Raw genomic sequence first — 20,826 nt, 5'->3', positions numbered from 1 at the left:
CACCCCGTGGACACGAGTCCTACAGTGGCCCCATGACCGACGCCCCTGACATCAAGCCCCGCAGCCGCGACGTCACCGACGGCCTCGAGAAGACCGCAGCCCGAGGCATGCTCCGGGCCGTCGGCATGGGTGACGACGACTGGGTCAAGCCTCAGGTCGGGGTGGCGAGCTCGTGGAACGAGATCACGCCCTGCAACCTCTCGCTCGACCGGCTCGCCAAAGCGGTCAAGGACGGCGTGCACTCCGGCGGCGGCTATCCGCTCGAGTTCGGCACGATCTCGGTCTCCGACGGCATCTCGATGGGCCACGAGGGCATGCACTTCTCGCTCGTCTCGCGCGAGATCATCGCCGACTCGGTCGAGACCGTCATGAACGCCGAGCGCCTCGACGGCTCGGTGCTGCTCGCCGGCTGCGACAAGTCGCTGCCGGGGATGCTCATGGCCGCCGCGCGCCTCGACCTCTCCTCGGTCTTCCTGTATGCCGGGTCGATCCTCCCGGGCATCGCGAAGCTCTCGGACGGCTCCGAGAAGACCGTGACGATCATCGACGCCTTCGAGGCCGTCGGTGCCTGCGCCGCCGGCAAGATGTCGCGCGAGGACGTCGACGCCATCGAGCGCGCCATCTGTCCCGGCGAGGGCGCCTGCGGTGGCATGTACACCGCCAACACCATGGCGTCGGTCGCCGAGGCGATGGGCATGTCGCTGCCCGGCTCGGCCGCCCCGCCGGCCACCGACCGCCGTCGTGACGGGTTCGCCCGCAAGTCCGGCGAGGCGGTCGTCGAGCTGCTCCGCAGGGGCATCACCGCCCGCCAGATCATGACCAAGGAGGCGTTCGAGAACGCCATCGCCGTGGTCATGGCCTTCGGCGGCTCGACCAACGCCGTCCTCCACCTCCTCGCCATCGCCCACGAGGCCGAGGTCGACCTCACCATCGGCGACTTCCAGCGCATCGGGTCGCGCGTCCCGCACCTCGCCGACGTCAAGCCGTTCGGCCAGTTCGTCATGACCGACATCGACCGCGTCGGCGGCGTCCCCGTCGTCATGAAGGCCCTTCTCGACGCGGGGCTGCTCCACGGCGACGCCCTCACCGTCACCGGTCGCACCGTCGCCGAGAACCTCGCCGACATCCGCCCGCCGGACCCCGACGGCCACGTCGTGCGCGCCATGACCGAGCCCATCCACCGCACCGGCGGTCTGACGATCCTCAGCGGGTCGCTCGCCCCGGAGGGTGCCGTCGTCAAGTCCGCCGGCTTCGACACCGACGTCTTCGAGGGCACGGCCCGGGTCTTCGACGGCGAGCGCGCCGCGATGGACGCCGTCGAGCAGGGCTCGCTCAAGCCCAAGGACGTCGTCGTCATCCGCTACGAGGGACCCAAGGGCGGCCCGGGCATGCGCGAGATGCTCGCCGTCACCGGTGCCATCAAGGGTGCCGGACTCGGCAAGGACGTCCTCCTCCTCACCGACGGGCGCTTCTCCGGTGGCACGACCGGCCTCTGCGTCGGCCACGTCGCCCCCGAGGCCGTCGACGAGGGACCGATCGCCTTCGTCCGCGACGGCGACGGCATCCGCCTCGACGTCGCGAAGGGCACGCTCGACCTCCTGGTCGACGACGACGAGCTGGCCCGCCGTCGCTCCGAGGGCGTCACGCACCCCGAGCCGAAGTACACCCGCGGCGTGCTCGCGAAGTACCGCAAGCTCGTCGGCTCGGCGAGCAAGGGCGCCGTCTGCGACTGACCGCAGCGGCACCGCACCCGCACGACGAGGCGGGCACCCGGCATACGGAAAGGCCTTTCCTCGTATGCCGTGTGCCCGCCTTCGTCGGTGCGCGCGGCGTCAGCGGACGACGGGCAGCCCGCTGACCCAGTCGAGCTTCGCGGTCTTGAGGATCCGCTTGCCCGGGGTGCTCGGCGTGGGCTTGCTGTCCTTCCAGACGTGGAACGCGATCCAGGTCGAGCCGTCGGCCGCCTTCTCGACCTCGGCGCCACCGGGTCCGTAGCCGTATCCCTGGCCGGTCTTCATGAGGTTCTTGCGGAAGGTGAAGGTGCCGTGGATCGTGTCGGCCGAGTAGGCCGCCGTGTAGTAGGCGTTGGTGTCGTAGCGGTTGCGGGAGACGAAGAGCCAGACCTTGCCTCCGTGCCGCACGAGGCTCGGCGCCTCGTAGACGTCGTCCGCGGTGCGGTGGAGCAGGTTGTCGTTCGCCGACCCCGCGGCGAAGGACGTCGTGCTGCCGCTGAAGGTGAGCCGGCGGGCGATGATGTCGTAGTCGCCACGGGGGAAGCCGAGGTTGTGCACGCCGCTGCGCCAGACGAGGTAGGTGTTGCCCTCGGTCGTGACGTAGGTGGAGGCGTCGATGGCCTCGCGCCCACCCCCGCCGCCGCAGGTGAGCAGCCGCGGGCCGGAGTAGCCGCCGGCGACGCGGGTCGAGGAGGCGTAGTAGACGCACGGCTTCGCCCCGTCCTTGCTCGCGCTGAAGAAGGCGAAGTAGCTGGTGCCACGCTTGACGATGTGGGGCGCCCAGTACTTGCTGAAGCCCGCGCGGTTGGCGTCGACGCGGCCGATCTTCGTGTAGGCGCCGGTGGGCGAGGTGCGGCTGAGGACGGGCATGATCCCCGAGTCCGAGCTGCCGGTGCCGGTGAGGTACCAGGTGGAGCCGATGCGCGAGTAGCCCGGGTCGGCGATGCCGAGCGAGCTCGCGACCGTGGCGGCGTTCGCCGGGACGGCGGTCGTGACTGTGAGGCCGACCGCCGCAACCGCCCCCAGGAGTGCGATGCGGACCTTCATGACGAGTTCCCCTCTGCTGTGGTCGTGCTGTCCGCACAGCCTCCCGGCGACCGCTGCGGTTCCGCTGCGGAACGGCTGCGCCCCCGGGGACCGACCGCATCGTGGGATGTGTCGTCTCACACGTTGACACACGCACGGGCGGGCGAGAGAGTCGTCCTGTGTCCAGACTCCTCGTACTTCCCCCGGCGCCCGGCCCCTCCTGACAGGTCCGGCCAGGCGCCTCCCTCCGTCGTCCCCGCTCGCGGGACGGGAGGGTTTTTTTGTGGCCACACGCAGCACCCAGACCGACAACGACACAACTCCGACTGAAGATGGTGACGACGTGAGCGAGACCCAGGCAGCGCCCTCCCCGGCGCGGCTGGCCCAGCAGGCACGGGCGAAGGCGCCCCTCCAGGTGACCGGGGCCCAGAGCCTCGTCCTCTCGCTCGAGTCCATGGAGGTCGACACGGTCTTCGGCATCCCCGGCGGCGCGATCCTGCCCGCCTACGACCCGCTGCTCGACTCGGTCAAGGTGCGCCACATCCTCGTGCGCCACGAGCAGGGCGCGGGTCACGCCGCCGAGGGCTACGCCTCGGCCACGGGCAAGGTCGGCGTCTGCATGGCGACGTCCGGCCCGGGCGCGACCAACCTCGTCACCGCGCTCGCCGACGCCCACATGGACTCGGTCCCGATCGTCGCCATCACCGGACAGGTGGCCAGCGCCGCGATCGGCACGGATGCGTTCCAGGAGGCCGACATCCGCGGCATCACGATGCCGATCACGAAGCACAACTACCTCGTCACCGACCCCGCCGAGATCCCGCGGGTCATCGCCGAGGCCTTCCACATCGCCTCGACGGGCCGCCCGGGTCCGGTGCTCGTCGACATCAGCAAGGACGCGCTGCAGGCCCGGACGACCTTCTCGTGGCCGCCGCGGATCGACCTGCCGGGCTACCACCCGGTGACGCGCCCGCACGCCAAGCAGATCCGCGAGGCGACCAAGCTCATCGGCGCCGCCGAGCGTCCGGTGCTCTACGTCGGTGGCGGCGTCATCCGCGCGGACGCGTGCGAGGAGCTGCGGCAGTTCGTCGAGCTCACCCGCATCCCCCTCGTCACGACCCTCATGGCCCGCGGCGCGCTGCCCGACAGCCACGCGCTCCACCTCGGCATGCCCGGCATGCACGGCTCGGTCGCCGCGGTGACCGCCCTGCAGAAGTCCGACCTGCTCATCACCCTCGGAGCCCGCTTCGACGACCGCGTCACCGGCCAGCTCTCGACGTTCGCGCCCGACGCCAAGGTCATCCACGCCGACATCGACCCGGCCGAGATCTCCAAGAACCGCAAGGCCGACGTGCCGATCGTCGGGTCGTGCAAGGACGTGCTCGTCGACCTCATCGAGTCGGTCGACGCCGAGATCGACGCCGGCCACGGCGGCGACTACTCCGAGTGGCGCGAGCGCACGCAGGGCTGGAAGCGCGACTTCCCTGTCGGCTACACCGAGCCCGAGGGTGGCACCCTCGCCCCGCAGTACGTCCTCGAGCGGCTCAGCGCCATCGCCGGCCCCGACGCGGTCTATGTCGCCGGCGTCGGCCAGCACCAGATGTGGGCGGCGCAGTTCGTCCAGTACGAGCGCCCGCGCGCCTGGCTCAACTCCGGTGGCCTCGGGACGATGGGGTATGCCGTCCCCGCCGCCATGGGTGCCCAGGTCGGCGAGCCCGACCGCACGGTGTGGGCCATCGACGGCGACGGCTGCTTCCAGATGACGAACCAGGAGCTCGCGACCTGCGTCATCAACAACATCCCGATCAAGGTCGCGGTCATCAACAACAGCAGCCTCGGCATGGTCCGCCAGTGGCAGTCGCTCTTCTACAACGAGCGCTACTCCAACACCGACCTGCACACCTCGGCCGACGGCACCCGCATCCCCGACTTCGTCAAGCTCGCCGACGCCTACGGCTGTGCCGGCCTGCGCTGCGAGCGCCCGGAGGACGTCGACGAGACGATCCGCCAGGCGATGGCGATCAACGACCGTCCGGTGCTCGTCGACTTCGTCGTCCACCGCGACGCGATGGTGTGGCCGATGGTGCCCGCCGGCGTGAGCAACGACGCGATCCAGGTCGCCAAGGACACCGCACCCCAGTGGGACCGCGAGGAGTCCGAGGCGATCCCGCAGGACGAGGACGCCGACCACAGCGAGCCGGCCGACCAGGAAGGTGGCAACTGATGTCCCAGCACACCCTCTCGGTGCTCGTCGAGAACAAGCCCGGTGTCCTCGCCCGCATCGCCGGCCTCTTCTCCCGGCGCGGGTTCAACATCCACAGCCTTGCCGTGGGCCAGACCGAGCACGTCGAGATCTCGCGCATCACCGTCGTCGTGGACGTCGAGGACCTCCCGCTCGAGCAGGTGACCAAGCAGCTCAACAAGCTCGTCGAGGTGCTCAAGGTCGTCGAGCTCGACGCCGCCTCGGCCGTCCAGCGCCAGGTCATGCTCATCAAGGTCCGCGCCGACGCCGCGACCCGCAGCCAGGTCCTCGAGCTCGTCCAGCTCTTCCGCGCCAAGGTCGTCGACGTCGCCACCGAGTCCGTGACGATCGAGGCCACCGGCCACGCCGAGAAGCTCACCGCGCTGCTCGGTGTGCTCGAGCCCTACGGCGTGCGCGAGCTCGTCCAGTCCGGCATCGTCGCCATCGGACGAGGCCCGCGCTCCATCACCGACCGCGCGCTGCGCGGCGCCTGACCCCACAAGCCGAGCACCCGGCATACGCCGCGGTGCGTACCGGACCACATCGCACGACAACCCAAGGAGAAGTCCGAACCATGGCCGAGATGTTCTACGACGACGACGCCGACCTGTCGATCATCCAGGGGCGCAAGGTCGCCGTCATCGGGTACGGCAGCCAGGGTCACGCCCACGCGCTCAGCTTGCGCGACAGCGGGGTCGACGTCCGCGTCGGTCTCGCCGAGGGCTCCAAGAGCAAGGCCAAGGCCGAGGCCGAGGGCCTCACCGTGAAGACGGTCGCCGAGGCCACCGCCGAGGCCGACCTCGTCGTCATCCTCACGCCCGACCAGGTGCAGCGAACCGTCTATGCCGAGGAGATCAAGCCGAACCTCAAGGAGGGCGCGGCACTGCTCTTCGGTCACGGGTTCAACATCCGCTTCGGCTACATCACGCCCGAGCCGGGCGCCGACGTCGTCATGGTCGCGCCCAAGGGCCCGGGTCACCTCGTGCGTCGTGAGTACGTCGACGGCCGCGGCGTGCCGGTGCTCGTCGCCGTCGAGCAGGACGCGTCCGGCTCGGCCTGGGACCTCGCCAAGTCCTACGCCAAGGCCATCGGCGGCCTGCGCGCCGGCGGCATCAGGACGACGTTCACCGAGGAGTGCGAGACCGACCTCTTCGGCGAGCAGGCCGTGCTCTGCGGTGGTGCCTCGCAGCTCGTCATGTACGGGTTCGAGACGCTCGTCGAGGCGGGCTACCAGCCGGAGGTCGCCTACTTCGAGTGCCTCCACGAGCTCAAGCTCATCGTCGACCTCATGATCGAGGGCGGCATCGCCAAGCAGCGCTGGTCGGTGTCGGACACGGCGGAGTACGGCGACTACGTCTCGGGCCCGCGCGTCATCGACCCGTCGGTCAAGGAGAACATGCAGGCCGTCCTCGCCGACATCAAGAACGGCGCCTTCGCCAAGCGCTTCATCGACGACCAGGACGCGGGTGCGCCCGAGTTCAAGGCGCTGCGCGAGAAGGGTGCCCAGCACCCGATCGAGGCGACCGGTCGCGAGCTGCGCAAGCTCATGTCGTGGGTCAAGAGCGACACCGACAGCGACTACGTCGAGGGCTCCGCCGCCCGCTGACCGTCGCCGGCCTCGGTCTCCCCGAGTCGAAGTAGCACGACACGCCGTGTCCCCGAGGGGTGCACGGCGTGTCGTGCTCTCTCGACGGGTTCGGCGCACCGACGGGCGGCGCGACGCCCCTGCGGTGGGCGCCGGCGACGGGCTTCCTACGATGGCGGCGTGGACGACCTCATGGGCGGGTGGCCGGTGTGGGCCGTGTTCGCGGCGTTCTGGGCGATCGCCATGCTCCGCTCCAACGCGACCTACTGGGCCGGGCGCGGCCTGCGCGCCGGCAGTGGCCGGACCCGTCTAGGCTCGCGCCTCGAAGGCCCGGCCGTGCGCCGCACCGAGTCCCTCGTCCGTCGCTGGGGTGCTGGGGCGGTCGCGCTGTCGTTCCTCACGGTCGGCGTGCAGACGCTCGTCAACGCGGCGGCCGGCGCCCTGCGGATGCCGCTGCCGCGCTACGTCCCTGCGACCGTCCTCGGCTCGCTGCTCTGGGCCACGCTCTACACGTCCGCCGGGGTGGCCCTGTGGGCCGCCGTGACGGGAGGCGCGTGGTGGTGGCTGCTCGTCGCACTCGCGGCCCTCGCCCTCGTGGCCGTGACGACCCGGGTGCTCGGCCGCGGGGCCGCGAGGCGGGCACGGCCGACGACGTGAGCCGGCGTCAGGTCGGTGAGTGGAAACGCCGGGGGAGGGGGACAGGCTGGGTGGCGAGCCACTCCTCGAAGGAGCGACCGCCGGTCTCGGCGTCCGGCCCGGGGAGAATCGCGCCCTCGGAGAACCGCTTGAGCACCGGAAGCACGGGCGGCACCCGCACGACCCGCGGGGTGGGGCGACCGTCGTGCGCCGCGAGGAGGGCCGCCACCTCGGCAGCGGTGTATGCCGTCGGGCCGGCGAGGTCGGTCGCGCGCCGGTAGCCGCCCGGGACGGCACCGGTCGCGTGGTCGGCGAGGCGCTGCGCGACCCAGTCGATGTCGACCGGCTGCACGCGCATGTCGCCGATGGCGGGGGAGAGGCGACCGACCCGACCGGCCCCGCCGAGGAAGGCGGCGAGCGAGTGGAACTGGGTCGCGCGGACGACGGTGGCGGGGACGTCCGCGGCCTCGAGGGCGCGCTCCGCGTCGACCTTCGCGCGGTAGTAGGGCCAGGGCACGCGGTCGCAGCCGACGATCGAGACCGACACGACGTGGGCCCGGGAGCCGAGGCCTCGCAGGCTCTCACCGATGCGGCCGGCCCCGGCGACGTCGACCGACCGTGGACGTGACTGGGAGGTCGCCGCGTGGACGACCGCATCGGCACCCTCGAGCACGGCGTCCAGCCCCGAGCCGGTCGCGAGGTCCACGCCGGTGCGCCGGCTCGCCGCCACGGCCTCGTGCCCGCGCGACCGCAGCTCTCGCACGACGCGACCGCCGAGGTCACCGGACCCACCCGTCACCACGATGCGCATGGCGTCATCCTCCTCCGAGTGCCGACGTCGTCCGCAACGGCTCGGCATCATCCGTGTGCCGGACCGCGAGGTCGTGCCACTGTGTCGTGTCACATACCGGGCGCCACCATCCACATGCTGAACGCAGCCCTAGACTCGGCCTGCGCACAGCGAGGTGCCGACCACCCATCCCGCAACCCCCAAGGACCCCACGTGAGCAAGCCGATCGTCCTGATCGCCGAGGAACTCAGCCCGGCCACCATCGACGCCCTCGGGCCCGACTTCGAGATCCGTCAGACCGACGGCTCGGACCGCTCCCAGCTCCTCCCGGCCCTGTCCGACGTCGACGCCGTGCTCATCCGCTCCGCCACGAAGATGGACTCCGAGGCCATCGCTGCGGCCAAGAACCTCAAGGTCATCGCACGAGCCGGTGTCGGTCTCGACAACGTCGACGTCCCCGCCGCCACCCAGGCCGGCGTCATGGTCGTCAACGCCCCCACCTCCAACATCACGAGCGCCGCCGAGCTCGCCGTCGGCCTGCTCCTCGCCACGGCCCGCAACATCGCCCCCGCCAACCAGGCCCTCAAGGGCGGGGCGTGGAAGCGCAGCAAGTACGGCGGCGTCGAGCTCCTCGACAAGAAGGTCGGCGTCGTCGGCTTCGGCCGCATCGGCCAGCTCGTCGCCGAGCGCCTCAAGGGCTTCGGCATGGAGATCCTCGCCTACGACCCCTACGTCTCGGCCCAGCGCGCCGGCCAGCTCGGCGCCCGCCTCGTCTCGCTCGACGAGCTCCTCGCCGAGTCCGACTTCATCACCGTCCACCTCCCGAAGTCGCCGGAGACCCTCGGACTGCTCGGCAAGGACGCCTTCACCAAGGTCAAGCCGACCGTGCGCATCATCAACGCCGCCCGTGGCGGCATCGTCGACGAGGAGGCCCTCGCCGAGGCCCTGCGCGACGGCCGCGTCGCCGGCGCCGGCATCGACGTCTTCGCGACCGAGCCGACGACCGAGAGCCCGCTCTTCGAGCACGAGTCGGTCGTCGTCACGCCGCACCTCGGTGCGTCGACCGAGGAGGCCCAGGAGAAGGCCGGCGTGGCCGTCGCGAAGTCGGTGCGCCTCGCCCTCGGCGGCGACCTCGTCCCCGACGCGGTCAACGTCTCCGGCGGCGCCGTCGCCGAGGAGGTCCGCCCCGGCATCGACCTCGTCGAGAAGCTCGGTCGCATCTTCACCGGTGTCGCCGGCTCGGTGCCCGTCCAGCTTGACGTGGACGTGCGCGGCGAGATCACCGAGCACGACGTCTCGGTCTGGGAGCTCTCCGCGCTCAAGGGTGTCTTCACCGACATCAGCGAGGACCCGGTGACCTACGTCAACGCCCCGCTGCTCGCCAAGGAGCGCGGCTGCGAGGTGCGCCTGCTCACCGACCCGGTCTCCGACGAGTTCCGCAACGTCACGACGCTGCGCGGGACCCTCGCCGACGGCACGACGGTCTCGGTGGCCGGCACCCTCACGGGCCCCAAGCTCGTCCAGAAGCTCATCGGCATCAACGGCTTCGACCTCGAGGTGCCGATCAGCGACCACATGGCGTTCTTCTCCTACAAGGACCGCCCGGGCGTCGTCGGTGTTATCGGCCGCCTCCTCGGCGAGGCCGACGTCAACATCGGCGGCATGCAGGTCGACCGTGACGACGCCGCCGGCGCCGCGCTCGTCGCCCTCACGGTCGACAACAAGATCCCCGCCGAGGTCGTCCAGGCGATCGCTTCCGAGGTCGACGCGGACGTGCGAACCGTGGACCTCGTCGACTGAGTTCCGCTGTGCCCCAACGTTGCTGACGCAACCCACGTATGCCGTGCCCTCACCTTCGAAGGTGAGGGCACGGCATACGTCTGCGCGGGTCGGTTGCGCGTTCTGGGCCCGACTGTGCTTAGGGTTGGCCGTCAACAGCACCAGACTCAGGAGGGTTTGTGAACCGTTCGGACCTCAAGAACAAGGTCGCCGAGAGCACCGAGCTCAGCGGCGCCGACGCCGACCGCGCCATCGGCGCCGTCCTCGATGCCATCACCGAGGCGCTCGTCGCGGGCGACAAGGTGTCGCTGCCCGGCTTCGGGATCTTCGAGACGCGTGAGCGCGCGGCCCGCACCGGCCGCAACCCGCAGACGGGTGAGGCCCTCGAGATCGCGGCGAGCACCGCTGCCGCGTTCAAGCCGGCCGCCGAGCTCAAGCGCAAGCTGGCCAAGTGAGCTGAGGTCCTCGGACCTCGACGGATGCCGTGTCTCCCACCTCGGTGGGGGGCACGGCATTCGTGTTTCCGGGGGCGTGCCGGGTCGGAGCTGGACGCGCACAACGTGGCTCCGCTGAGACGGCGTCTCAGTGCGTGGTCACTGTCTTCCGGATAGTTGGACGTCCTCATAACCTCGAAGGCATGCAGCGGCAGGTACTTCTCATCGCCAGCCGCGGCGGGGTCCGGTAGTCAGCACCCTCGCCGCGGAGACCCCGCGACGTCGCTGACCGGTTCGCCCGCACCAGGGCTCGAGCCGACCGATCCGCCCAACCCGAGAAGTCGAAGGACGAGTAACCCCCATGAGCGAAGAAGCCAAGCAGGCCCGTCAGGCGCTGCAGGAGTCCCTGGACCTGCGCGACCAGGACCACACCGACGCCTGACCCCAGCAGTCTCGACCTGCCCACGCAGAGCGTGGGACCCGCCGCCTCGGTGGGTCCCACGAACTGCGTGGGTATGTCGTTTCCGGGCGGGGCTGCGCAGCCACGTCCGGATGGTGAGCCGTATGTCCCGGATCGCGAGATGACTTCCTAGGGTGAGGACCATGACCGAGAGCAGCGCAGCCGACCACGGACGGACCGACATCGACCTCGCGGTCATCGCGGGAGACGGCATCGGACCCGAGGTCGTCGCCGAGGGCCTCAAGGTCCTCGAGGCGGTCACCGCCGGCAGCGGCGCGAAGGTGAGCTCGACGGCATACGACCTCGGCGCGAAGCGCTGGAACGCCACCGGCGAGACGCTGCCCGACAGCGTCCTCGACGAGCTCCGCGGCCACGACGCGATCCTCCTCGGCGCCATCGGCGACCCGACCGTCCCGAGCGGCGTCCTCGAGCGCGGCATCCTCCTGCCGCTCCGGTTCGCGCTCGACCACTTCGTCAACCTGCGCCCGGCCAAGCTCTTCCCCGGCGTCGAGAGCCCTCTCGCCGTCGAGCGCGTCGCCCCGGACGGCATCGACTTCGTCGTCGTCCGCGAGGGCACCGAGGGCCCTTACGTCGGCAACGGCGGCTCACTGCGCACCGGCACCCCGCACGAGATCGCGACCGAGGTGAGCGTCAACACCCGCTTTGGCGTCGAGCGCGTCGTCCGCGAGGCCTTCGCGCGCGCCCAGGCGCGCCCGCGCAAGCACCTCACCCTCGTCCACAAGCACAACGTCCTCACGCACGCCGGCCACCTCTGGCGGCGCACGGTCGAGGAGGTCGGCGCCGAGTTCCCCGACGTCGAGACCGCCTACCAGCACGTCGACGCCGCGACGATCTTCCTCGCGACCGACCCCGGGCGGTTCGACGTCATCGTCACCGACAACCTCTTCGGCGACATCATCACCGACATCGCCGCCGCCATCGCCGGCGGCATCGGCCTCGCCGCGAGCGGCAACATCAACCCCTCCGGCGAGGCGCCGAGCATGTTCGAGCCGGTGCACGGCTCCGCGCCCGACATCGCCGGGCAGGGCAAGGCCGACCCGACCGCGACGATCCTCTCCGTCGCGATGCTCCTCGACCACCTCGGTCGCACGGACGAGGCGGCACGGGTCGAGGCGGCCGTCGCGGCCGACCTCGCCGAGCGGGGGAGCGCGGTACGCACGACGAGCGCCATCGGTGACGCCGTCGCCGAGCGTCTGTCATAGGCTCCGAGCGAGCCCCCGTCCCGCCCCGGAAGGACCCCGACATGACCGACCTCTCGTTCACCGTCGAACGACGTCAGGACCCGGCCAGCGACGAGCGCATCGCCGAGATCCACGCGAACCCCGGCTTCGGGGTGCACTTCACCGACCACATGGTCTCGGCGACGTGGACCAAGGACGGCGGGTGGCACGACGGTCGCGTGACGCCCTACGGCCCGATCCAGCTCATGCCGAGCGCGGCCGTCCTGCACTACGCGCAGGAGATCTTCGAGGGGATGAAGGCCTACCGCCACGAGGACGGCTCGGTCTGGACCTTCCGCCCCGAGGCCAACGCGGCCCGGATGGCGCGCAGCGCCCGGCGGCTGGCCCTCCCCGAGCTCTCCGAGGCCGACTTCGTCGGCTCGCTCACGGCGCTGCTCGCGGTCGACGAGGCGTGGGTGCCGCCGGCCGACGGCAGCGAGGCCAGCCTCTACCTCCGCCCGTTCATGTATGCCTCGGAGGCCTTCCTCGGCGTGCGACCGGCCAACGAGGTCACCTACTCGGTCATCGCCTCTCCCGCCGGTCCCTACTTCCCCGGCGGCCTCAAGCCGGTGACCCTGTGGATCTCGCAGGACTACGCCCGAGCCGGCGCCGGTGGCACGGGTGCTGCCAAGTGCGGTGGCAACTACGCCTCGTCGCTCGCCGGCCAGCTCGAGGGCATCGACAACGGCTGCGACCAGGCGGTCTTCCTCGACTCCGCGACCCACGAGCTCATCGAGGAGCTCGGCGGCATGAACCTCTTCTTCCTCACCAAGGACGGCGAGCTCGTCACTCCGGAGCTCTCCGGCTCGATCCTCGAGGGCATCACCCGCAGCTCGATCCTCGAGCTCGCCAAGGACGAGGGCCTCACCCCCGTCGAGCGCAAGGTGCCGATCCAGGAGTGGAAGGACGGCGTCGCCTCGGGCGACATCGTCGAGATCTTCGCCTGCGGCACCGCGGCCGTCATCACCCCGGTGGGCGAGCTCCGCTGGGCCGGTGGCACGGCACCTGCCGTCGGCGGTCCCGAGGGTGGCGAGGTCACCCGCGCGATCCGCTCGCGGCTCCTCGACATCCAGTACGGTCGCGCCGAGGACGCGCGTGGGTGGCTGACCCGCCTGGTCTGAGCCGGTCCGACACGGTCCAAGGAGGTCCTGGGTCCATGGTTGCGGGGGCAGCCGTGCTCCCGCCCGGAGGGGAGCCGGGCGGGCGCTCCGCCGTGGTCCCGGGCCGGGCCGCCGCCGTCCTCGTCCGGGCCACCGGCGCCGCGATCCTCCTCGTGGCGCTCATCGCCTCGGTCCACCCGCACATGGGCCTGCTCGGGTTCCGCGGGTGGCTCGTCGCGCCGGCCATGGTCCTGGTGGTCGGGGCGGCACTGCTCGTGCGGACATCGCGCGGGCGCTCACTCCCCGGTCGTCGAGCCACGGCCGCGGTCGCCATCGGCGGCGCCGTGCTCTCCACCCTTGTCGCAGCGCATCTCTTCTACGGGTTCTCGTGGGACGCCCGCTCCCTGTGGAACTTCGCGCGCATCACGGCTCAGGGCGACGAGCTGCCGCCTCACGCCTACGACTACCTCTCGCTCTATCCCAACACCATTGCCATGGTGGGGATCGACCGCGGCTACCTCGCCGTCGCCGAGGTCCTCGGCCTCAGGCCCGGAGCCGTCGTCGTCCTCGCCAACGGAGTGGCCCTCGGGACGACCCTGTATGCCGTCGGCAGCCTCGTGCGCCGCGGCGCCGGGACCCGGGCCGCACTCCTCGCGCAGCTGCTCGTCCTCGCCCTGGTCGGCCTCTCGCCGTGGATGAGCGTCCCCTACACCGACATCCCCGCGATGCCTTTCGTCGCGGGTGGGGTCGCGCTCGCGGCGCGGGCCCTGGAGCCGGCGCGAGCCGGTGACCGGCCGTGGCTGCGGGCGACGTTGTGGTGCCTGGCCGCCCTCGCGATCGCCGTGGCCTACGTCGTCAAGTCGACCCCGGCCGTGGTCCTCGTGGCGGTGGTGCTCATGCTCGGTGTCGTCGTCGCCCGGCCCGCCTCCCCAACGAGGGCGGCGAGGGGCATGGTGCACCGGGCCGCGAGGGGCGCGCTCGCCGGCGTCGTCTTGCTCGTCGTCTTCGTCGTCGGTGCCGCGACGGTGTCGGCAGCCGCCGCGTCGGTCGCCGGGGTGGACACGTCCCGGATCGACCGGGGTGTCACCCCACCGCTGGGGTGGTGGCTGGCCAACGGCATGAACGAGCAGCCCAACCAGCGCGGCGGCACGAGCTACGGCACCTACGACAGGTCGATGGTCGAGGCGATCAAGGGCCGGTCGCAGGACGAGGCGCGCGCCTATGCGCAGGGCTTCATCGACGAGCGCTGGCGGGAGCGGGGCCCGCTCGGCACGGCCGGCTTCTACGCCGCCAAGACGGTCTGGAACTGGGGCGACGGCATGTTCTGGGCCTGGGGTGAGGGTGGCGACCTGCACGTGGAGGAGCCAGCGCACGACGGGCCGCTGCCCGACCTGGCCTGGTCCCTGTCGAACCCGCACGGCGCGGCCTACCCGCTCCGCGCCGACCTCACCCAGGCGGTGTGGCTGGCCGTCCTCGTCCTCGTGGGCCTCGGCGCCCTCGTGGCCCGGCCGCGGCGCAACCTGCTCCTGCTGCTCCTCATCCTCCTCGGGGCGGCCGCCTTCACCCTGCTCTTCCAGGGTCGCTCGCGCTACGTCCTCGTCTTCGCACCGGCCGCCGTGGCGGCGGCCTCGCTCACGCTGGCGGAGACGCGGCAGTGGGCCCAGCACCACGTCAACCGGCTGAAAGGTTCATGGACGGACCATTGACGGCGGACGTCGGTCGGGTGTTTCCTGTGCGTCACTGACGTTCCGGAGCCAAAGGGTTCTGGAACAGACCTTTGATGGAGAGTGCGATGGCGTCTCAGTCGGGCAGCACCACCCAAAGTTCCCACGGTGACCACCACGACGACGAGGCCATGCTGGCCGAGCTCGGCTACAAGCAGGAGCTCCATCGTGGCATGAGCGGCTTCAGCAACTTCGCCGTCTCGTTCTCGATCATCTCGATCCTGTCCGGATGCATCACGACGTTCTACCTCGCGATGGACGCCGGCGGCCCCTCGGCCATCAACCTCGGCTGGCCGCTCGTCGGGGTCATGGTCCTGTGCGTCGCCCTGGCCATGGCGGAGGTGTGCTCGGTCTACCCGACGGCCGGCGGTCTCTACTACTGGGCGGGCAAGCTCGCCCGCCGCAACAAGCGCGTGTGGGCCTGGTACGTCGGCTGGTTCAACTTCCTCGGCGAGGTCGCGGTCACCGCCGCGATCGACTACGGCGCGGCCATCACGTGGATGGCCCTGCTCAACCTCGTCTTCGGCCTCGAGGTCTCCCTCGTCTCGACCTTCGTGGCCTTCGTCATCATCATCGGGCTGCACGGCCTGCTCAACACCTTCGGCGTCTCGCTCGTCAAGGTGCTCTCCGACGTCAGCGCGTGGTGGCACCTCGCGGGCGTGGCCATCATCGTCGTCGTCCTCTGGCTCGTGCCCGATCGGCACCAGTCGCTCGACTTCACCTTCACCGGGTTCGTCAACGAGACCGGGTGGAGCAGCGGCATCTACGTCTTCCTCATCGGTCTGCTCCTGGCCCAGTACACCTTCACCGGCTACGACGCCTCGGCCCACATCGCCGAGGAGACCAAGAGCGCCTCCGTGGAGGCACCCAAGGGCATCGTCCGGTCGGTCTGGGTCTCGCTCCTCGCAGGGTGGATCCTGCTCATCGCCATCACGGCGGCGATCCAGGACTACGCCGCCACCCGCGCCTCCGACACCGGCCTGCCCGTCGCGCAGGTCTTCATCGACTCGGCTGGACGCGACCTCGGGATCGCGCTGCTCTTCATCTGCGCCGTGGCCCAGTTCTTCTGCGGCATGGCGTCGGTGACCGCGAACTCGCGCATGTCCTACGCCTTCTCGCGTGACAACGCCCTGCCGGGGTCGCGCTTCTGGGCCAAGGTCAACCCCCGCACCGGCACGCCGACCAACTCGATCTGGCTCTGCGTCTCGCTGGCCGTCATCGTCACCCTCCCGGCCCTGCAGAACCTCACGGCCTTCTTCGCGATCACGTCCATCGCGGTCATCGGGCTCTACATCGCCTACGTCGTGCCGGTCTACCTGCGGCGGACCAACCCGGACTTCCGCCCGGGCCGCTGGAACCTCGGCCGGTGGTCGGCACCGATCGGCTGGATCGCGATCGTCTGGGTCGCCTTCATCGTCGTCCTCTTCATGCTTCCCGCGTACGCGCCCGGGACGTTCGGTGACGCCACCTTCAACTACGCCCCGGTGGCCGTGCTCTTCGTGCTCGCCTTCTCGACGGTCTCGTGGTTCGTCGGCGGCCGCAAGCACTTCATGGTGGACGTGCCCGAAGGGCACGACACAATCCCGCCCGCCGAGATCTTCCGGTGAGCGCAGACCGATGACGTATGCCGTGGAGCCGGTCGGATGACCGCTCACCTCCCGGACGTGGGATGGCTGCCCGCAGCCGTCCTGCGTCCGGCGACGGCAAACGTCTTCGAGACGACGGTCGAGCAGCTCGCTACCGCGATCCGGCTCGGTGTCTTCGTCGACGGGGAGCAGCTGCCGCCCGAGCGCGAGCTCTCCGAGCGCCTCGGTGTCGCCCGCAACACGCTGCGGGACGCCATCGCCGCGCTGCGCGACAGCGGGCTCGTGACGACCCGCCGGGGGCGCGGTGGCGGCACGGTCGTGACCTACACGACGCCGGAGCCCGGGTCTTCGGCGGCGCCGCCGGTCCGCCGGGGCGCCGCTCTGGCCGACGCCCTCGGCTTCCGGCGCATCGTCGAGCCGGGAGCCGCGTGGCTCGCCGCTCGCCAGGAGCTCGCGGGCGACCAGCGGGCCTGGCTCGTCTCCTCGGCAACGGCCGTGCGGGAGGCCAGTGACACCGGCGCCCACCGGATCGCCGACAGCAGGTTCCACCTCGCGGTGGCGACCCTGTCGGCGTCGCCGATGGTCATCGAGTCGGTGACGCGGGCCCAGGCCGCGCTCGGCGAGATGCTCGCCGCGATCCCCGTGCTCCCGCGCAACATCACCCACTCGTGCGAGCAGCACGACGCCGTCGTCGCCGCCATCCTTGCGGGGGACGCGGACGCCGCCCGTGCTGCGATGGAGGAGCACTGCGACGCGACCTCCGCCCTGCTCAGGGGGCTACTCGGATGACGACACGGACGACGACGACGAAGGAGATCGACTGATGACCGGATCCATCCACGCCGGGGGACCGAGGCAGCTCACCCTGGACGACCTGCGCGAGGGCTCCGCGAGCGGTGAGATCGACACCGTCGTCGTGGCCTTCACCGACATGCAGGGCAGGCTCACGGGCAAGCGGCTGCACGCGGCCTACCTCCTCGACCACGTGCTCGAGGGGGGCGTCGAGGGGTGCAACTACCTGCTCGCGGTCGACGTCGACATGAACACCGTCGACGGCTACGCGATGTCGTCGTGGGAGAAGGGCTACGGCGACTTCGAGCTCGTCCTCGACATGGACACCCTCCGCCGCACCCCCGGGGCTCCGCACTCCGTGACGATCCAGTGCGACCTCGCCTGGCTCGACGGGTCGGGGCCGGTGCGCCAGTCGCCGCGCGGGATCCTCCGGGCCCAGGTCGACCGTGCTGCAGAGCTGGGCTGGACGGCCATCGCGGGGACCGAGCTCGAGTTCATCGTCTTCGAGGACACCTACGCGTCCGCGTGGGACCGCCGCTACGTCGGGCTCACCGGTGCGAACCGCTACAACGTCGACTACTCGATCACGGGCGGGACGGTCGTCGAGCCGCTGCTGCGCGAGATCCGCAACGAGCTGTATGCCGCGGGCGTCACCGTCGAGGGGGCCAAGGGGGAGTGCAACCTCGGGCAGCACGAGATCGGCTTCCTCTACGACGAGGTCGTGCGCACCTGCGACAACCACGTCATCTACAAGACCGCGGCCAAGGAGCTTGCCGCCAAGCACGGCATGTCTCTGACCTTCATGGCGAAGTACGACGAGCGGGAGGGCAACTCCTGCCACATCCACCTGTCGCTGCGGGGGCTCGACGGCGAGGTGGTCTTCGCCGACGACGAGCGCGACGGCGGGCAGAGCGAGCTGCACGACCAGTTCCTCGCCGGCGTGCTCGCCACGATGCGTGAGTTCACCTACTTCTATGCGCCGAACATCAACTCCTACAAGCGGTTCGCCGCGGGGTCGTTCGCGCCGACCGCCATCGCCTGGGGGAGGGACAACCGCACATGCGCGCTGCGCGTCGTCGGGCACGGCGCCGGGCTGCGCATGGAGAACCGCGTTCCCGGTGGCGACGTCAACCCCTACCTCGCCGTCGCCGCGATGCTCGCCGGAGGGCTGTACGGCATCGAGAACAAGCTCGAGCTCGAGCCGGCGTTCGAGGGCAACGCCTACCTCTCCGACGTCGACACCGTGCCGACGACGCTACGCGAGGCCCGCGAGCTGCTCGCCGGGTCGGCGATCGCCCGCGAGGTCTTCGGTGACGACGTCGTCGACCACTACGTCAACGCCGCCGACGTCGAGCTCAAGGCCTTCGACGCCGCGGTGACCGACTGGGAACGCATCCGAGGCTTCGAACGACTCTGACCACCCACCCCCCACCTCCGACGTATTGCGACTTCGGAGAGTCGTGAGGGCAGCGAGCGGCTCTGCGAAGTCGCAACACGTCGAAGAGGAGGAGAACGGACCACATGAGCACCACGCATGACGTCATCAACCCGGCGACCGAGGAGACGGTGCGCAGCATCGACCTCGTCGGTGTCGAGGAGACCGACGAGGCGGTCGCGCGCGCCGTCGCGGCCGGCCCGGCCTGGCGCGCGCTCGCCCCCGCCGACCGGGGGAGGCTGCTGCGCCGCTTCAGCGAGACCGTCGACGAGCACCTCGAGGAGCTCGCGCAGCTCGAGGTCGAGAACGCCGGCCACACCATCGGCAACGCCCGGTGGGAGGCGGGCAACGTCCGCGACGTCCTCGCCTACTACTCCGCCGCGCCCGAGCGCCTCTTCGGCCGGCAGATCCCCGTCGCCGGTGGCCTCGACGTCACGTTCAAGGAGCCGCTCGGCGTCGTCTCGGTCATCGTGCCGTGGAACTTCCCGATGCCCATCGCCGGCTGGGGCTTCGCACCCGCCCTCGCCGCCGGCAACACCGTCGTGCTCAAGCCGGCCGAGCTCACCCCCCTCACCGCGATGCGGCTCGGCGAGCTGGCGCTCGACGCGGGCATCCCCGAGGGCGTCTTCACCGTCCTGCCGGGCAAGGGGTCGGTCGTGGGGGAGCGGTTCGTCACCCACCCCGACGTCCGCAAGGTCTGCTTCACCGGCTCGACGACGGTCGGCCAGGGCATCATGCGCAAGGCCGCCGACCAGCTCAAGCGGGTCACCCTCGAGCTCGGCGGCAAGTCGGCCAACATCGTCTTCGCCGACGCCGACCTCGATGCCGCGGCGGCGGCGGCGCCGATGTCCTTCCTCGACAACGCCGGCCAGGACTGCTGCGCGCGCACCCGGATCCTCGTGCAGCGCAGCGTCTTCGACGCCTTCATGGAGCGCTTCGAGTCGGCCATGAGCGACGTGCGGGTCGGCGACCCGCGGGACGAGAGCACCCAGATGGGCCCCCTCGTCAGCGCCGGCCAGCGCGAGACGGTGCGTGGCTTCGTCGAGGAGTCCGACGAGACCGTCGACGTCGCCTTCCGGGGCAGCGCCCCCGAGGGCGCCGGCTACTGGTACCCGCCCACCGTCGTCCTCCCCGGGTCCACGAGCGACCGGGTGTGGCAGGACGAGGTCTTCGGCCCGGTCGTCGGGGTCATGCCCTTCGACGACGAGGCGGACGCGATCGCGAAGGCGAACGACACGGCATACGGGCTGTCGGGGTCGATCTGGACGCGAGACGTCGGACGGGCGATCCGCGTCTCCCGCGGGGTCGAGGCGGGCAACCTCTCGGTCAACAGCCACAGCAGCGTGCGCTACTCGACGCCCTTCGGCGGCTTCAAGTCGAGCGGCATCGGCCGCGAGCTGGGTCCCGACGCGCTCGACGCGTTCACCGAGGTCAAGAACGTCTTCATCAGCACCGACAGCTGACTCTCACCACCACCGAAAGGCTTGGCACACATGGGAACTCGTCTCGAGGGCAAGGTCGCGGTCGTCACCGGGGGCTGCTCCGGCATCGGTCTCGCGACCGTGCGGCGCTTCGCCGAGGAGGGGGCGAAGGTCGTCATCGGCGACCTCGACGACGCGAACGGCGCGGCCATCGCCGAGGAGGTCGGCGGCGCCTACGTCCACTGCGACGTCACCGACAAGGAGCAGGTCGACGCGCTCTTCGCGACGGCCAAGGAGCGGTTCGGCAGCGTCGACATCGCCTTCAACAACGCGGGCATCAGCCCGCCGGAGGACGACTCGATCCTCGACACCGACCTCAACGCGTGGCGCAAGGTGCAGGAGGTCAACCTCACGTCGGTCTACCTGTGCTGCAAGGCGGCTCTGCCCTACATGCTCGAGCAGGGCAAGGGGTCGATCATCAACACCGCCTCGTTCGTCGCGGTCATGGGCGCGGCGACCTCGCAGATCTCCTACAGCGCGTCCAAGGGTGGAGTCCTGTCGATGTCGCGCGAGCTCGGCGTGCAGTTCGCGCGCCAGGGCGTGCGGGTCAACGCGCTCTGCCCCGGTCCGGTCAACACCCCGCTGCTGCGCGAGCTCTTCGCCAAGGACGAGGAGCGCGCCGCCCGCCGCCTCGTGCACGTCCCGATGGGCCGGTTCGGCGAGCCCGAGGAGATGGCCAACGCGGTGCTCTTCCTCGCCTCCGACGAGTCGAGCTTCATCACGGCCAACACCTTCCTCGTCGACGGCGGCATCTCGGGCGCCTACGTCACGCCGCTCTGACC

General features: G+C 70.8%; 17 protein-coding genes. 15 read left to right on the top strand and 2 right to left on the bottom strand.

Features of this window, described 5'->3' with window-relative positions:
- The first annotated feature begins 32 nt into the window (after positions 1-32).
- Positions 33-1,733, top strand: a complete 1,701-nt coding sequence (gene ilvD / locus ACOJV7_RS14730; protein ID WP_420190971.1) for a dihydroxy-acid dehydratase — start codon at positions 33-35, stop codon at positions 1,731-1,733.
- Between the two features lie 99 nt (positions 1,734-1,832).
- On the opposite strand, the gene ACOJV7_RS14725 is transcribed toward ilvD, so the two are convergent.
- Entirely contained in the window at positions 1,833-2,780 is a 948-nt protein-coding gene (locus ACOJV7_RS14725) for a family 43 glycosylhydrolase (protein WP_420190970.1), read from the bottom strand.
- 358 nt (positions 2,781-3,138) lie between these two features.
- Between ACOJV7_RS14725 and ACOJV7_RS14720 the strand changes: the two genes are divergently transcribed.
- From ACOJV7_RS14720 to ACOJV7_RS14705, 4 genes are all read left to right on the top strand, one after another.
- Positions 3,139-4,983 carry an acetolactate synthase large subunit gene (locus tag ACOJV7_RS14720; protein ID WP_420191078.1) on the top strand — a complete coding sequence of 615 codons (1,845 nt, stop codon included), beginning with the start codon at positions 3,139-3,141 and terminating at the stop codon, positions 4,981-4,983.
- Entirely contained in the window at positions 4,983-5,495 is a 513-nt protein-coding gene (ilvN, locus tag ACOJV7_RS14715) for an acetolactate synthase small subunit (protein WP_420190969.1), read from the top strand. Before ACOJV7_RS14720 ends, ilvN begins: the two co-directional genes overlap by 1 nt.
- A 32-nt stretch (positions 5,496-5,527) precedes the next feature.
- On the top strand, positions 5,528-6,607 hold the full coding sequence (gene ilvC, locus ACOJV7_RS14710; protein ID WP_420190968.1) for a ketol-acid reductoisomerase: 1,080 nt from the start codon (positions 5,528-5,530) through the stop codon (positions 6,605-6,607).
- Positions 6,608-6,766: 159 nt separating this feature from the next.
- Positions 6,767-7,243, top strand: a complete 477-nt coding sequence (locus tag ACOJV7_RS14705; protein ID WP_420190967.1) for a DedA family protein — start codon at positions 6,767-6,769, stop codon at positions 7,241-7,243.
- Between the two features lie 7 nt (positions 7,244-7,250).
- Here ACOJV7_RS14705 and ACOJV7_RS14700 read toward each other — a convergent pair whose 3' ends face one another.
- The gene (locus tag ACOJV7_RS14700) at positions 7,251-8,033 is read right to left on the bottom strand and encodes an SDR family oxidoreductase (RefSeq protein WP_420190966.1); all 783 of its coding nucleotides are present in this window, start codon (positions 8,031-8,033) and stop codon (positions 7,251-7,253) included.
- Between the two features lie 192 nt (positions 8,034-8,225).
- On the opposite strand from ACOJV7_RS14700, the gene serA reads away from it, so the two are divergent.
- The 10 genes from serA (at position 8,226) to ACOJV7_RS14650 (ending at position 20,824) form a co-directional block, all read left to right on the top strand.
- Entirely contained in the window at positions 8,226-9,812 is a 1,587-nt protein-coding gene (gene serA / locus ACOJV7_RS14695) for a phosphoglycerate dehydrogenase (RefSeq protein WP_420190965.1), read from the top strand.
- Positions 9,813-9,970: 158 nt separating this feature from the next.
- Entirely contained in the window at positions 9,971-10,246 is a 276-nt protein-coding gene (locus ACOJV7_RS14690; protein WP_035950995.1) for an HU family DNA-binding protein, read from the top strand.
- 582 nt (positions 10,247-10,828) lie between these two features.
- Entirely contained in the window at positions 10,829-11,908 is a 1,080-nt protein-coding gene (locus ACOJV7_RS14685) for a 3-isopropylmalate dehydrogenase (RefSeq protein WP_420190964.1), read from the top strand.
- Positions 11,909-11,949: 41 nt separating this feature from the next.
- Positions 11,950-13,047, top strand: coding sequence for a branched-chain amino acid aminotransferase (locus ACOJV7_RS14680; RefSeq protein ID WP_420190963.1), 1,098 nt, complete (start codon positions 11,950-11,952; stop codon positions 13,045-13,047).
- Between the two features lie 35 nt (positions 13,048-13,082).
- Positions 13,083-14,732, top strand: a complete 1,650-nt coding sequence (locus tag ACOJV7_RS14675; RefSeq protein WP_420190962.1) for a hypothetical protein — start codon at positions 13,083-13,085, stop codon at positions 14,730-14,732.
- 86 nt (positions 14,733-14,818) lie between these two features.
- Positions 14,819-16,357 carry an amino acid permease gene (locus ACOJV7_RS14670; RefSeq protein ID WP_420190961.1) on the top strand — a complete coding sequence of 513 codons (1,539 nt, stop codon included), beginning with the start codon at positions 14,819-14,821 and terminating at the stop codon, positions 16,355-16,357.
- Between the two features lie 36 nt (positions 16,358-16,393).
- Entirely contained in the window at positions 16,394-17,125 is a 732-nt protein-coding gene (locus ACOJV7_RS14665) for a FadR/GntR family transcriptional regulator (protein WP_420190960.1), read from the top strand.
- Positions 17,126-17,159: 34 nt separating this feature from the next.
- Positions 17,160-18,545, top strand: coding sequence for a glutamine synthetase family protein (locus ACOJV7_RS14660; protein ID WP_420190959.1), 1,386 nt, complete (start codon positions 17,160-17,162; stop codon positions 18,543-18,545).
- A gap of 104 nt (positions 18,546-18,649) precedes the next feature.
- Positions 18,650-20,026, top strand: coding sequence for an aldehyde dehydrogenase family protein (locus tag ACOJV7_RS14655; RefSeq protein WP_420190958.1), 1,377 nt, complete (start codon positions 18,650-18,652; stop codon positions 20,024-20,026).
- A 30-nt stretch (positions 20,027-20,056) separates the two neighbouring features.
- Positions 20,057-20,824, top strand: a complete 768-nt coding sequence (locus tag ACOJV7_RS14650) for a 3-oxoacyl-ACP reductase (RefSeq protein WP_420190957.1) — start codon at positions 20,057-20,059, stop codon at positions 20,822-20,824.
- Positions 20,825-20,826: the final 2 nt, after the last annotated feature.

The sequence above is a fragment of the Knoellia tibetensis genome, from assembly GCF_048606415.1.
GTDB lineage: Bacteria > Actinomycetota > Actinomycetes > Actinomycetales > Dermatophilaceae > Knoellia > Knoellia tibetensis.
This window is presented reverse-complemented; position numbering and strand designations above follow the sequence as displayed.